We start from the raw sequence: 13,193 nt of genomic DNA, 5'->3' as shown, positions 1-13,193 counted from the left end.
ACTTCATGGATTCCACCACCCTCCCGGTTGCCTCCGAGCGGATGGCCCCGGGCGCCCGCCGTGCCCTGTTCGCCGCCGTCACCGGCACGCTGATCGAGTGGTACGACTACGCCCTCTACGGGGCGGCCGCCGGACTGGTCATCGCCCCCCTGTTCTTCGAGGGCGCGACGTCCGGGGCGACCCTCGCGGCGTTCGCCACCTTCGCCGTCGGCTTCCTCGCGCGCCCGCTGGGGGGCGTGATGGTGGGGCACCTGGGGGACCGCTACGGGCGCCGCCCGGCCCTGCTGCTGACCATCGTGGTGATGGGTGCGGCCACCGTGGGGATCGGCCTGCTGCCCACGGCCGCGGCCATCGGCGTCCTGGCCCCGGTCCTGCTGGTGGTGCTGCGCCTGCTCCAGGGCATGGGCGCCGGTGCCGAACTGGCCGGTGCGACCACCCTGGTGGCGGAGTTCGCCCCGCCGCACCGGCGGGGGCTGCTGACCTCCCTCGTGCTCTCGATGCCGCCCGCGGGGATCGCCCTGGCCACGGGCGCGTTCCTCTGGGCCTCGACGGCCGGTGACGAGGCCCTGCTGGAGTGGGCCTGGCGGTTGCCGTTCCTGGCCTCGGCCGTGCTGTTCGCCCTGGCGGTCTTCATCCGGCGCCGGCTGGAGGAGACCCCCGAGTACGTCCAGGCACAGGAGCGGGCCGCCGACCACGGGGAACGGGACCGGGTGCCCCTGCTGGAGCTGTTCCGCCGGCACCGCCGGGCCGTCCTACTGGGTTTCCTCGGCGTGACCGGGCACAACGCCCTGAACTACACGATGGCCGTGTACGCCCTGTCCCTGATGACCTCCCCGGAGGTCGGCCTCGACCGGGCCGCGGCCCTGACCGCCGTCACCCTCGGTTCCCTCGCCGGCGTGGTGGCCACGCCGTTCGGCGGCCTGGCCGCCGACCGCTACGGACCGCGCGTCGTGCTGGCCGCGGGATCGGCGGCCGGCGCGCTCTACGTCTTCCCCCTGCTGGGGGCGCTGTCGAGCGGGAACGCGGTGCTCGCCGCCGTGGCGATCGCGCTCGGCTACGTCCTGGTCATCGCGTTGACCTCGGGGGCGCAGGGCGCCTACCTGGCCAGCCTGTTCCCGCCGCGCGAGCGCTTCAGCGGGATCGCGGTGGCGCGGGAGGCCAACGGTGCGCTCGTGGCCGGCACCACCCCGCTCGTGGTCACCGGTCTCGTGGCCTCCCTCGGAGGACTGTGGGCGGGCGGGGCGTACGTGGCGCTGTGCTGCCTGCTCTCGGCCGTCGCCGTCTTCCTGGCCCCGAACGTCGAGAGGCACTGATCACCGTCGGCCGGCCCTGGCCCGCTCCTTCCGTCGCCTGACCCGTCCCGCGACCCGATCCCGCGACCTTGTCCCGAGCCCCCCGCCCGCGATCCCTCCCGCTCCCTGATCCCGAAAGGACCTCCCGTGTCCGGACTGAAACGCCGACTGCCCCAACCCTCCGAGCTGCTGCCGCTGATGAGGTTCAGCGCGCCGGGCCTGGGCCGTCGGGCCCACCGGCTGCGCGGGGCCGCCGACGTCGCCGACCTGCGGACCATCGCGCGGCGGCGCACCCCCCGTCCGGCCTTCGACTACGTGGACGGGGCGGCCGGGAACGAGCTCACGGCCCGCCGCACCCGCGAGGCCTTCGAGTCGACGGAACTGCTGCCCCGGATCCTCCACGGGACGGCGGAGGCGGACCTGTCCACGACCATCGCGGGTGGGCCCTCCGCCCTCCCGTTCGGGATCGCACCGACCGGGTTCACCCGGTTCATGCACGCCGAGGGGGAGGACGCCGGGGCCGTCGCCGCGGCCCGGGCGGGGATCCCCTTCACCCTGTCCACCATGGGCACCCGTTCCGTCGAACAGGTGGCCCAGGCCGCACCGGGCGGGCGGCGGTGGTTCCAGCTCTACCTGTGGCGGGACCGTGAGAAGTCCCGGGGGCTGCTGGAGCGGGCGTGGGCCCACGGTTACGACACGCTGCTGGTCACGGTGGACACCCCGGTGGCCGGCCAGCGGCTCCGGGACGTGCGCAACGGCATGACGATCCCGCCGCGGCTGTCCGCACGCACCGTGCTCGACGCGTCCTACCGTCCGGAGTGGTGGTTCAACTTCCTGAGCACCGACCCCCTGACGTTCGCCTCCCTCAGCGGCACCACGCACGACCTGCCGACCCTGATCAACTCCATGTTCGACCCCACGCTCTCCGCGGCCGACCTGGAGTGGGTCCGCGAGAACTGGCCCGGCCGGCTCGTGGTGAAGGGCGTGCTGACCGCACAGGACACCCGGCTCGCCCTGGACGCCGGGGCGGACGGTCTGGTCGTGTCCAACCACGGCGGACGCCAGCTCGACCGCGCACCGGTGTCACTGAAGGCCCTGGGGGAGGTGCGCGCCGAGGCCGGTGCCGACGTCGAGATCATCCTCGACTCCGGCATCCTCTCCGGTGCGGACATCATCTCCGCCCTGGCCCTCGGAGCCGATTTCACCCTGATCGGGCGCGCCTACCTGTACGGCCTGATGGCCGGGGGACGGGAGGGCGTGACCCGCGCGATCGAGCTGCTCGCCGCCGAGGTGCGCACGGCCATGCAGCTCATGGGCTGCGCCACCATCGCCGACGTCAAGGCCTCCGGCCAGGTCCGCGCCCCCTGGCTGTGACGTAGTCGTCAGGGCCCGGGCTCTGGAGACGGTCCGCGTCACTGGCCAGACTGGGGCCATGAGCGAATCGCGAGAGACCCGGGCCGGCACCGGGACGGGAGCACCCGGGCATCCGGGGCGCCATGAACCCCACGGTGACGGTGAGTCCCTGGCGCAGCGCCTGAACTGGCTGCGGGCCGGCGTGCTCGGTGCCAATGACGGCATCGTGTCCGTGGCCGCCACGGTGGTGGGCGTGGCGGCCGCCACCACCGCCGATGCCCCGGTGCTGATCGCCGGGGTGGCGGCCGTGGCCGGTGGTGCGATCTCCATGGCGCTGGGCGAGTACGTCTCCGTCTCCTCCTCCTCGGACAGCCAGACGGCGCTCATCCAGAAAGAGCGCCGCGAACTCGCCGAGGACCCGGAGGGGGAACTCGAGGAACTGGTGGAGATCTACCGGGGCCAGGGCCTGTCCGCCCCGACCGCCCGGCGTGTGGCCGAGGAGTTCACCGCGCAGGATCCGATCCGCGCGCACCTGCGGGCCGAACTCAACCTCTCCGAGGACGAGGTGCTCAGCCCCTGGCGGGCGGCCGGTGCCTCGTTCCTGGCCTTCCTCATCGGCGCGCTACTGCCCTTCCTCACGATCGTGCTCGCTCCCACGGACCTCCGGATCCCGCTGACCTTCGCCGTGACCCTGGTCGCGCTCGCCCTGACCGGCGCCGCCGGCGCCTGGCTCGGCGGGGCGCCCGTCCTGAGACCGACGGTGCGGGTCGTCGTCGGGGGCGTGCTCGCCCTGGCGGTGACCTTCGCGATCGGCGCGCTGCTGGGCAGCTCCGGCGCCATCTGAGACCTGTGCCGGACCGGTGCCGGCCGCTGCGCCCGCCCGGACCGGGCACCCGTCATTACCGTCCATCCACCCCGCCGTCCCCGTCCACCCATCCAGCCATCCACCGGCCATCCGGCCCCGACCCCATCCCCGACCAGGAACAGGAGCGGACTCCATGCGCGCAGTCGTGTTCGAGAACTACCAGACCTTCCCCACCCTCACGGACGTCGAGCGGCCGGTCCCCGGCCCCGGTGAGGTCCTGCTCAAGGTGGCCGGCGCGGGTGCCTGCCACTCCGACGTGGCGATCTTCCAGGACTTCGCCGAGGGCGCGCCCGGTGCGCAGAAGCCGTCCTTCATCCTCGGCCACGAGAACTCCGGCTGGATCGAGGAGCTCGGCCCGGGCGTGGAGGGACTGACCGTCGGGGACGCCTTCCTCGTCTACGGCCCCGTCGGCTGCCAGCGCTGCCGGGCGTGCTCCCGCGGCCAGGACACGTACTGCGAGAACGCCGCCACGATGCCGTACCTCGGCGTCGGCCTGGGGCGCGACGGCGGCATGGCCGAGTACGTGCGCGTGCCGGCCCGCAACCTGGTCCCGCTGGGCGACGCCGACCCCGTCGCCGCGGCATCGCTGGCCGATGCCGGCCTGACCCCCTACCACGCCATCAAGCTGGCCTTGCCGAAGCTCAACGGCGGCGGCAGGTACGCCCTCGTCATCGGGCTGGGCGGCCTGGGACTGCTCGGCGTGCAGATCCTCAAGGCCCTCACCGGGGCCACGATCATCGCCACCGACATGAAGGAGGAGGCGATGGCCGAGGCCGAGCGGCTGGGCGCCGTCACCGTGCCCGGGGGAGCGGGGCAGGTCGAGCGGATCCGGGAGATCACCGGTGGCCGGGGCGTGGACGCCGCGTTCGACTTCGTCGGCGTGAAGCCGACCATCCAGGCCGCCATGTCCTCGATGGCCCGCCAGGGCCGCTGCACCATCGTCGGGATCGCCGGGCACCCCTACGAGTGGTCCTTCTTCACCGCGCCCTACGAGGTGGAGCTGACCAGCACCTACTGGGGCACCATCGAGGAACTGCACGAGGTCGTGGACATGTTCCGGGCCGGCCAGTTGACGCCGATGTACACCACCTACCCGATGGACCAGGCCCTCGAGGCCTACCGGGCGCTGGTGGACGGCCGGGTCTCCGGCCGCGCCGTCGTGGTGCCGCACGCCTGAGACGCGCCCGGAAGCGCCGGCACCACAGACCCGGATTGTTGAACAATCCGGGTCTGTGGTGCATTCTGGAGTGACCACCCGATGAGACGGAGGTCACCACATGGGCACCCTGGACCAGCACGGCGCGCTGCGCATGGACCTGAACAGCGACGTCGGCGAGGCCTTCGGCTCCTACACGATGGGCGATGACGCCGCGATCCTGCGGTCCGTGTCCTCGGCCAACGTCGCCTGCGGCTTCCACGGCGGGGACCCGTCGATCATCGCCCAGACCTGCCGGTACGCGGCCGAGGCCGGGGCCACGGTCGGCGCCCACGTGTCCTACCGCGACCTCGCCGGCTTCGGCCGGCGTTTCCTGGACTGCTCGCCCACCGAGCTCGCCGACGACATCCTCTACCAGATCGGTGCGCTCGAGGCGATGGCCCGCTCGGCCGGCACCGTGGTGCGCTACGTCAAGCCCCACGGCGCGCTGTACAACGCGATCGTCCACCACCGCGAGCACGCCCGCGCCGTGGTGGACGCGGTCAAGGGCTTCGGCCAGGACCTGCCACTGCTCCTGCTGCCCGGTTCCGCGGCCATCGAGATCGCCGAGGCCTCGGGCCTGCGCGTGGTGACCGAGGCCTTCGCCGACCGCGCCTACACCCCCGAGGGCACGCTCGTCTCCCGCCGGGAGCCCGGCGCCGTCCTGCACGACGAGGCCGAGGTGGCCCGCCGCATGGTCCGGCTCGCCACCGAGCACCGGCTCACGGCCATCGACGGCAGCGACCTGCGCATGGAGGCCTCGAGCATCTGCGTGCACTCGGACACCGCCGGGGCCGTGTCCATGGCCGCGGCGGTGCGCTCCGCGCTGGAAGAGGCCGGCGTGCAGGTGGGACCGTTCGCATGATCGACCCGGACACCTCGACGACCGGTCCCGCGACCGCGTCCGGGACGCCGACGACGGCGCCGCGCGCCCTGCGCTGGGCCGGCACCCGGGCGTTCCTCCTCGAGTGCGCCTCGCTGGCGGACGTCGTGGCCCTGCACGCGCACCTGACGGCCGCGCCCCTGCCGGGCCAGGTGGAGGCCGTGGCGGCCGCCGAGACCGTGACACTGTCCTTCACCCACCGGGCGGCGGCCGTGGCCGGCGCGCGCGCCGTCCAGTCGCTGACGGTCACCGACCGCGCCGGGCAGTCCGGCCGCACCGTGGACATCGACGTGGTCTACGACGGAGAGGACCTCGCCGAGGTCGGTCGGCTGACCGGCCTCGGAGCGGACGGCGTCGTGCGGGTGCACACCCAGACCCTGTGGACCGGGGCGTTCGGGGGCTTCGCGCCCGGTTTCACCTACCTCGTGGCCGAGGACGACCCCCTCCAGGTGCCCCGCCGCTCCACCCCGCGCACGAGCGTCCCCGCGGGCTCGGTGGCCATCGCCGGGCACTTCTCCGCGGTCTACCCGCGCAGCTCCCCGGGAGGCTGGCAACTGCTCGGCCACACCGACGCGAGGATGTGGGACCTGGAACGGTCCTCCCCGGCACTCGTGCGCCCGGGGGACCGGGTGCGCTACCGGGCGGTGCGCGAACTCCTCCGCGTCACCCGTGATCCCGAGCCGGCACCCGAGTCGATGCCCGAGCCGACGACGGCCCCGGAGGCCGGCACCGCGGGAGCGGTGGCCGCCGGTGGCACGGCCACGTCACCGTCGGGCCCACCGGTGCAGTCCGCAGCCGCCGCCCTGGTCGTCGAGGCACCCGGGCTGCAGTCCCTGGTCCAGGACCTGGGACGTCCCGGACTGGGCGACCTGGGCGTGTCCGCCTCCGGCGCCGCGGACACCGCCTCCGCCCGGCAGGCCAACCGGCTGGTCGGCAATCCCCCGGGCGAGGCCGTGATCGAGGCCCTGCTCGGCGGGCTGAGCGTGCGGGCCCGCGGGTCCGTGGTGCTCGCGCTGGCCGGGGCCGACACCCCGGCCCGGATCACGTCGGTCCCGGGCAGCGGTGCCGACGACCGGCCCGCCCCGCCGCGCACCCCGTTCGCCCTGCACGACGGCGAGACCCTCATCCTGGACGAACCCACCGCGGGGCTGCGCACCTACCTGGCGGTGCGCGGCGGACTGGACGTGCCGGCCGTGCTGGGCAGCCGCTCCACGGACACCATGTCCGGGATCGGTCCCGAACCGCTGGCCTCCGGCACCGAACTGCCGGTGCGCGGCGATCGCGGATTCGCCGCCGTCGGGACGGCCGAGCCCGCGCTGCGCCGGCTGCCGCGGGCCGGTGAGGTGACCACCCTGCGCGTGGTGCCCGGACCCCGGCAGGACTGGTTCGGCGCCGCCGGGCTGGAGGTGCTGGGCGGCCAGGACTGGGCCGTGAGCAGTCAGTCCAACCGGATCGGGGTGCGCCTGGAGGCGCCCGCGGGCGGGACCCCCCTGGAACGGGTCCGCGAGGGCGAGCTGTCCAGCGAGGGCGCCGTGGCCGGGGCCCTGCAGGTCCCGCCGTCCGGGCTGCCCGTGCTGTTCCTGGCCGACCACCCGGTGACGGGCGGGTACCCGGTGATCGGCGTCGTCGTGCCGGAGGACCTGCCCCTGGCCGCGCAACTGCCGCCCGGGGCGGGCGTCCGCTTCGAGCCGGTCACCCCGCTGACCCTCGTCCCGGCCGTGCACCTGGACGCCGCCACGGCCCCGGAACGCGGCACCGCGGATCCCGGCGCGGATTCCGCCGAGCACCCAGCGACCCCCCTCGAGAGGACTGATCCATGAACACGCTGACGAAGGTCCTGATCGCCAACCGCGGCGAGATCGCCGTGCGCGTGGCCCGCGCCTGCCGCGACGCGCAACTGGCCTCCGTGGCCGTCTACTCGGACCCGGACGCGGACGCGATGCACGTGCGCGCCGCCGATGAGGCCTACGCCCTGCACGGAGCCAGCGCCGCCGAGACCTACCTGGACATGGACAAGCTGCTGGACGTGGCCCGGCGCTCCGGGGCGGACGCCGTCCACCCCGGGTACGGCTTCCTGTCCGAGAACGCGGACTTCGCCCAGGCCGTGATCGACGCCGGACTGACCTGGATCGGCCCCCCGCCGCAGGCGATCCACGAGCTGGGCAACAAGGTCTCGGCCCGGCAGATCGCCGTGGCCGCCGGCGCCCCGCTCGTGCCCGGCACCGACGGGCCCGCCGCCGACGCGGCCGAGGTGCGCGCCTTCGCGGAGGAGCACGGCCTGCCCGTGGCCATCAAGGCGGCGTTCGGCGGTGGTGGCCGGGGGATGAAGATCGTGCGGCGGATGGAGGACATCGAGCACGCGTTCGACTCGGCGGTGCGTGAGGCCGTCACCGCCTTCGGCCGGGGCGAGTGCTTCGTGGAGCGCTTCCTGGACCGACCGCGGCACGTCGAGGCGCAGGTGCTGGCGGACACCCACGGCAACGTCGTGGTGGTCGGCACGCGCGACTGCTCCCTGCAGCGGCGCAACCAGAAGCTCGTGGAGGAGGCCCCCGCCCCGTTCCTCACGGACGACCAGCGCGAGCGCATCCACTCCTCCGCCAAGGAGATCTGCCGCCGGGCCGGGTACACCGGGGCCGGGACGGTGGAGTACCTTGTGGCCCCGGACGGGCTGATCTCCTTCCTGGAGGTCAACACGCGCCTGCAGGTGGAGCATCCCGTCACCGAGGAGACCACCGGCGTGGACCTGGTCCGGGAGCAGTTCCGGATCGCCGCCGGCGAACCGCTGGACCTCACCGAGGACCCGGCCCCGCGCGGGCACGCGATCGAGTTCCGCCTCAATGCCGAGGACCCGGCACTGGGCTTCCTGCCCTCACCCGGGCCGGTCGAGGTGTTCGAGGCGCCCACCGGGGCGGGCATCCGCGTGGACACCGGCGTGCGCTCGGGATCGGTCGTGCCGGGGGAGTACGACTCCATGCTGGGCAAGCTCATCGTCTGGGGCGAGGACCGGCAGCAGGCCATCCGCCGCGCCCGAGCCGCCCTGGACGAGCTCGTCATCCGCGGCCTGCCGACCGTGGTGCCCTTCCACCAGGAGGTCCTGCGCCAGGACGCGTTCACCGACCCGGAGCGGCTGGGGGTCTACACGACCTGGATCGAGACCGAGTTCACCGCGGACCTGGAGGCCTCGCCCTACCTGGCGGCCGCGGCCCCGGGAGCCGAACGCACCGAACTGACCGTGACCCTCGACGGCAAGGCGGTGCGGCTGGGCCTGCCGGCCGACCTGGTGCGCGCGCTGCGCAGCGGCGGGGGCGGGACCGGCGTCGGATCCGGTGCGGCGGACGGCGCCGATGCCGGGGAGGCCACCGACGGCGCCGTGGCCTCGCCGATGAACGGTTCGCTGGTCAAGTGGCTGGCCGGGGACGGCGAGTCCGTGGCCGCAGGGCAGGGCCTGGCGGTGCTGGAGGCCATGAAGATGGAGACCACCGTCTCCGCAGACCACGCCGGCACGTTCTCCCGGGCGGACCTGCACCCGGCCGATCGGATCAGCAAGGGGCAGGAACTGGGGCGGCTGGCGTGAACCCCGTCACGGACACCGCCGTCCACGCCCACACCGGGGCCTGGGTGGCCCAGGTGCTGCGCCGGCGCATCTCCGCCGGTGACCTGAGACCCGGTGCCAAGCTGGCCGAGCAGGCCCTGTCCGAGGAGTTGGAGGTCTCACGGAACACCCTGCGGGAGGCCTTCGCAGCGCTCGCCGCGGAGTCGATCGTGCAGCGGGTGCCGAACCGGGGCGTCTTCGTGGCCTCGCCGGACGCCGAGGCCATCCGGGACGTCTACCAGGTGCGCCGCATGCTCGAGCCGGCCGCCCTGCTGTGGGGCGACCTCACCGAGGAACGCGAGGAGGAGCTGCGCGGGATCCGGGCGGCGATCGCGGGGGCCCTGGAGGCCGGTGACGCCGACTCGATGGCGGGCGCGAACCAGCGCTTGCACGACGCGATCGTCGCGATGTCCGGTTCCCCGACGCTGAGCACGGTGATGGACCGGACCCTGGCGCGTATGCGACTGGTGTTCCACGGCATGGCGAACCCCTCGGGCTTCCATGCTCCCTATGCGGAGCGCAACCTCCGGTTGCTGGACCTCGTGCTGGCCGGGCGCCGGGAGGAGGCGGCCCAGGCGCTGCGCGGGTACCTGGACGCCGCCGAGCGGGAGCTCCTGGACCACCTCGGGCACTGAGCGGCCGCGTGGCGTCGAGCCTGCGCCTCAAGGGGATCCCCTGGGGGGACCAGCGACTGGGTTCCCGATCGGGCCCGGACTCTATACAGCGCACGCTGAAGCGCCCTGGGCTTGATTCCGAGTCTCACGCAGGAGAATCGGTACATGCCCCAGAGGTTCACCCCTGAGTTCCGCGATCGAGCGGTGCGGATGGTGTGTGATCGTCAGGCCGCTCAAGGTGGTCCCGAAGACCTCAGACTAGTAGTCGTGGAATCGGCCGACGGGACCACCTGGTCTGTCATACCACCAGCCCAAAGGGGTGATGACAAGGACGCTGAGGGCCGGCCCCAGCGGTGAGGGCGCGTGGTTGCTCATCTCAGGCAGGGGTGTGGGTGGTTGATGAACCGAGGGTGGATGCGGTCCACGGCAAGAACTCGCTGATCCAGGGGAAGACCCAGATCATCAGTACGGCGATGGCCAACCCCGCTAGTACGCCTGCTTGTAGAACACGTAGCCACAGCGGGCCGGGCAGGTGACGGAAGATCCAGGCGTACATCTCTCAAGCTCCTTCGAGGGTGATCATCTGGCTGACGACGTCGCGGATCTGGGACGGAGGCTCAGTGTGTGCTGCTGAGAAGGAGCTTTGCTCCAGGTGCACGACCATGCGCATGTCTGTGGTGAAGGGAGGATGGCACGTCGTGAGGGTCAGGATCTTCCGTGTGGGGTGCGCGTTGCTCTCGCCCGGCACGGGCAGCAGGACCTGGCTCTCAGACGGGTACACGATGTGGGTGTTGCGGTAGGTGTAGGTGTAGATGCCTTCTTGGGTTTGGATGTAGGCCTTGTCCCCCGCCTGGAGCGTGTCCATGGCCCAGAACACCTGGCCATGCGACTGCCGATGGCCGGCCAGGCCGACGTTCCCGATGTGGCCTGGCCGTTGAGTGCCGGGGTAGTGACCGATCCCGGCAGAGTTCAGAACCTCCAGGTCGATACCCTCCGCGATGGGTTTGGCGTAATCCTGCCCAAAACGAGGGACATAGAGGATGCCCCATACCTCCCCTTCGGCCGGGGACCCGGCCGCAGAAGACTCAGTGGCCCTCTGCTGGCTCCACTGACGGGCGGTTTCACTCACCACGGACGCCTGTTCGCGGTCACTATCCAGATTGGTCCACCACAGTTGCCAGGCCACGAACAGCAACAGCGTGACCCCGGCGGTAAACAGGACCTCTGCCACACCCCTGACGATCATCTCGATGAAACGCCGTTCACGGCCCGGCGATCCGGTACTTCTGGGGTCGACCATGACGCCCTCTCTGCCACGCCCCGTGTCGGTGGGCGTCGGCCTACAGATCGATCTACGTACGCTGATCCCACGAGGGGACTTGTCCTTCCCCTCGCAGACCGCACCCCTTCCGTGCCTGGCGAGGGGTGCGGTCTGAGGGCCCGTATCGGTCCGGGGTCCTGGGGGATATGGCGGGGGGCCGCGACTGTTATTCCGGACAGCTCAACGATCCAGCTGTCCTACCGCGTCAGCGTCGCTCTGTCCGCGTCGTCTCTGCGTCCCAGTGGTCTTCGGCACTGGGAGCGGTGTGCCGCCTCGGGACGATGCGCAGAAGAGCCAGGCCCAGTGCGAGCAGGGCGAACGCCGCGAGCACGAACCAGAACACGTCCGCACCGGTCATCGCCAGTTCTCCGGCACCGGTGGCAAGTCCACCGCTACCAGCGGCAACTCCGCCGCCGCCAGCAGCAACTGCACCGCTACCAGCGGCAACTCCGCCGCCGCCAGCAGCAACTGCACCGCTACCAGCGGCAACTCCGCCGGTGCCAGTAACGACTCCGCCGGCGCCGGCAACAAGCCCACCGGTGCCGGCGGCGAATCCGGCGGTCATGGGAACTGAAGGGTTGTCATACATGGGTGGTCACCAGGCTTTCTTGCGGTTGAGGGCGGCGTCGAGATAGGCCTTGGCGTGAACCACTTGGAGGAAGAGGTCCACGGTGAGTTCGTACATGGTGGCGGCCAGGGCCATGTACCTCCAGCCTCGGTACCGGATGGTCACGATCCGTTCGAGGATGAACACGGCAGTGACACCCATCCAGAACGGATGGATGAAGAGCCCATGGTCGATGACCAGGGCGTAGATGATGGATCCGAGGTAGGCGAAGGTGACCAGCACGCCCAGCAGCGTGAGCAGTTGTCTGCCCCAGTAGGGGGCGGTGACGTTAGTGAACCCGTATTGGAAGCAGTTCTCGATCGCTCCGCGTTTCCATCGGAGGCGCTGGTTCCACAGTTCGCGCCAGGTCGGCATCACCTCTGTGACCAATCGGCATTCGGCCGGCGAGAGGATGTCATAGTCCAGGGTCATGAGGGCGAAGGACAGTTCGTTGTCCTCGGTGAGCACTGAGGTGTCGTAAACCCCACCGTTGCCGTCCCCGCTAGGCAGGGCGCCTTCGAGGCGGGCTCGGACGACGTGGCGCAAGGTCTTGGCGCGGAACAGTGCCGCGGTCCCGGTCACCACCAGGCACTTGCCGTTGAGCCGGTAGACGTCCCGGGCGTACCGTGCGTACTCGTTGCGTTGCAGATGACCGACGAAACCGCCCCCGGGGCCTCCGGAGAACACCCCGCCGACTGCGCCCAGGTTCGGGGCCCGGTCAAGGTGCCATTCGGCGTTGCGGATGAATAACGGGTCCAGGATCGAGTCCGCATCCTGAATCAGGAGCAGATCGTCATCGTCGAGGCCCGGCAGGTACTGGCGCAGTGCTTGATTCAGCGCACCGGCTTTCTTATCGGTGTTGCCCACCGTTTCAAAGACCGTCGTGCCGTAGGCGCGAGCAATCTTCACGGTGTCATCGGTGCAGTTGTCTGCGACCACGACGATCTCATCGGGCACCCGCGCCTGAGACCGCAGTCCCTCAATGGTTTGGGCGATTCCCTGTTCTTCGTTGTGGGCAGGGACGAGTGCGATCACTCGCGCGGACGATAACGACCAGTCCTCGGTCTCATGGCATGACGACGCAGCCTGATTGATCGTCGCTGAGGCCTGCGAGGCCGAGGTCACGGGCGTACGGGTTGGGACGGAGACATCAGGTGCGCTTTTCGGGCACCCTGACGCCACCGCAGAACGGTTGACTATTGAATTGATGGCGAAGCCCAAAGGGCCCTCCTTGGAGACGGTACAACGTGGAGCCGCGCCACCGAAGGGGGATCAAGGGTGGCACAACCAGGAGCCGCGCCACCGAAGGGGGATCAAGGGTGGCACAACCAGGAGCCGCGCCACCCAGGGGGGATCAAAGGTGGCACAACCAGGAGCCGCGCCACCCAGGGGGGATCAAAGGTGGCACAACAGTGCGATAAGGCGGGGGCTCGGCAGATACGGCCGAGCGCCGGGAGATACAACGATTGAC

12 protein-coding genes are annotated in these 13,193 nt (G+C 71.5%); 9 read left to right on the top strand and 3 right to left on the bottom strand.

Features of this window, described 5'->3' with window-relative positions:
- The first annotated feature begins 5 nt into the window (after nucleotides 1-5).
- From GGQ69_RS11190 to GGQ69_RS11155, 8 genes are all read left to right on the top strand, one after another.
- Nucleotides 6-1,313 carry an MFS transporter gene (locus GGQ69_RS11190; RefSeq protein WP_183528022.1) on the top strand — a complete coding sequence of 436 codons (1,308 nt, stop codon included), beginning with the start codon at nucleotides 6-8 and terminating at the stop codon, nucleotides 1,311-1,313.
- Nucleotides 1,314-1,448: 135 nt separating this feature from the next.
- The gene (locus tag GGQ69_RS11185; RefSeq protein ID WP_221243746.1) at nucleotides 1,449-2,666 is read left to right on the top strand and encodes an alpha-hydroxy acid oxidase; all 1,218 of its coding nucleotides are present in this window, start codon (nucleotides 1,449-1,451) and stop codon (nucleotides 2,664-2,666) included.
- A 58-nt stretch (nucleotides 2,667-2,724) separates the two neighbouring features.
- Nucleotides 2,725-3,489 (top strand): VIT1/CCC1 transporter family protein, encoded by a 765-nt coding sequence (locus GGQ69_RS11180; RefSeq protein ID WP_255459489.1) that lies wholly within the window; start codon nucleotides 2,725-2,727, stop codon nucleotides 3,487-3,489.
- Between the two features lie 154 nt (nucleotides 3,490-3,643).
- Entirely contained in the window at nucleotides 3,644-4,687 is a 1,044-nt protein-coding gene (locus GGQ69_RS11175) for an NAD(P)-dependent alcohol dehydrogenase (protein WP_183528018.1), read from the top strand.
- 100 nt (nucleotides 4,688-4,787) lie between these two features.
- A complete protein-coding gene (locus tag GGQ69_RS11170) occupies nucleotides 4,788-5,570 on the top strand; it encodes a LamB/YcsF family protein (RefSeq protein ID WP_183528016.1) in 783 nt (260 codons plus the stop codon).
- A complete protein-coding gene (locus tag GGQ69_RS11165) occupies nucleotides 5,567-7,408 on the top strand; it encodes a 5-oxoprolinase/urea amidolyase family protein (protein ID WP_183528014.1) in 1,842 nt (613 codons plus the stop codon). Before GGQ69_RS11170 ends, GGQ69_RS11165 begins: the two co-directional genes overlap by 4 nt.
- A complete protein-coding gene (locus GGQ69_RS11160; RefSeq protein WP_183528012.1) occupies nucleotides 7,405-9,162 on the top strand; it encodes a biotin carboxylase N-terminal domain-containing protein in 1,758 nt (585 codons plus the stop codon). Before GGQ69_RS11165 ends, GGQ69_RS11160 begins: the two co-directional genes overlap by 4 nt.
- Complete coding sequence (locus GGQ69_RS11155; RefSeq protein ID WP_183528010.1) at nucleotides 9,159-9,815, top strand: GntR family transcriptional regulator; 657 nt, start codon at nucleotides 9,159-9,161, stop codon at nucleotides 9,813-9,815. Before GGQ69_RS11160 ends, GGQ69_RS11155 begins: the two co-directional genes overlap by 4 nt.
- Nucleotides 9,816-10,170: 355 nt before the next feature.
- On the opposite strand, the gene GGQ69_RS11150 is transcribed toward GGQ69_RS11155, so the two are convergent.
- Complete coding sequence (locus tag GGQ69_RS11150) at nucleotides 10,171-10,350, bottom strand: hypothetical protein (protein WP_183528008.1); 180 nt, start codon at nucleotides 10,348-10,350, stop codon at nucleotides 10,171-10,173.
- 3 nt (nucleotides 10,351-10,353) lie between these two features.
- Complete coding sequence (locus GGQ69_RS11145; protein WP_183528006.1) at nucleotides 10,354-11,094, bottom strand: class E sortase; 741 nt, start codon at nucleotides 11,092-11,094, stop codon at nucleotides 10,354-10,356.
- A 262-nt stretch (nucleotides 11,095-11,356) separates the two neighbouring features.
- Here GGQ69_RS11145 and GGQ69_RS11140 point away from each other — a divergent pair, with 262 nt between their 5' ends.
- Nucleotides 11,357-11,689: a hypothetical protein gene (locus tag GGQ69_RS11140; protein ID WP_183528004.1), complete on the top strand. Its 333-nt coding sequence runs from the start codon at nucleotides 11,357-11,359 to the stop codon at nucleotides 11,687-11,689.
- Nucleotides 11,690-11,710: 21 nt separating this feature from the next.
- On the opposite strand, the gene GGQ69_RS11135 is transcribed toward GGQ69_RS11140, so the two are convergent.
- On the bottom strand, nucleotides 11,711-12,757 hold the full coding sequence (locus GGQ69_RS11135; RefSeq protein WP_324590507.1) for a glycosyltransferase family 2 protein: 1,047 nt from the start codon (nucleotides 12,755-12,757) through the stop codon (nucleotides 11,711-11,713).
- Nucleotides 12,758-13,193: the final 436 nt, after the last annotated feature.

The organism is Micrococcus sp. TA1 (assembly GCF_014199555.1).
In the GTDB taxonomy this organism is placed as follows: domain Bacteria; phylum Actinomycetota; class Actinomycetes; order Actinomycetales; family Micrococcaceae; genus Citricoccus.
Note: the sequence above shows the minus strand (reverse complement) of the source record. Positions and strands in the feature narration are given on the sequence as shown.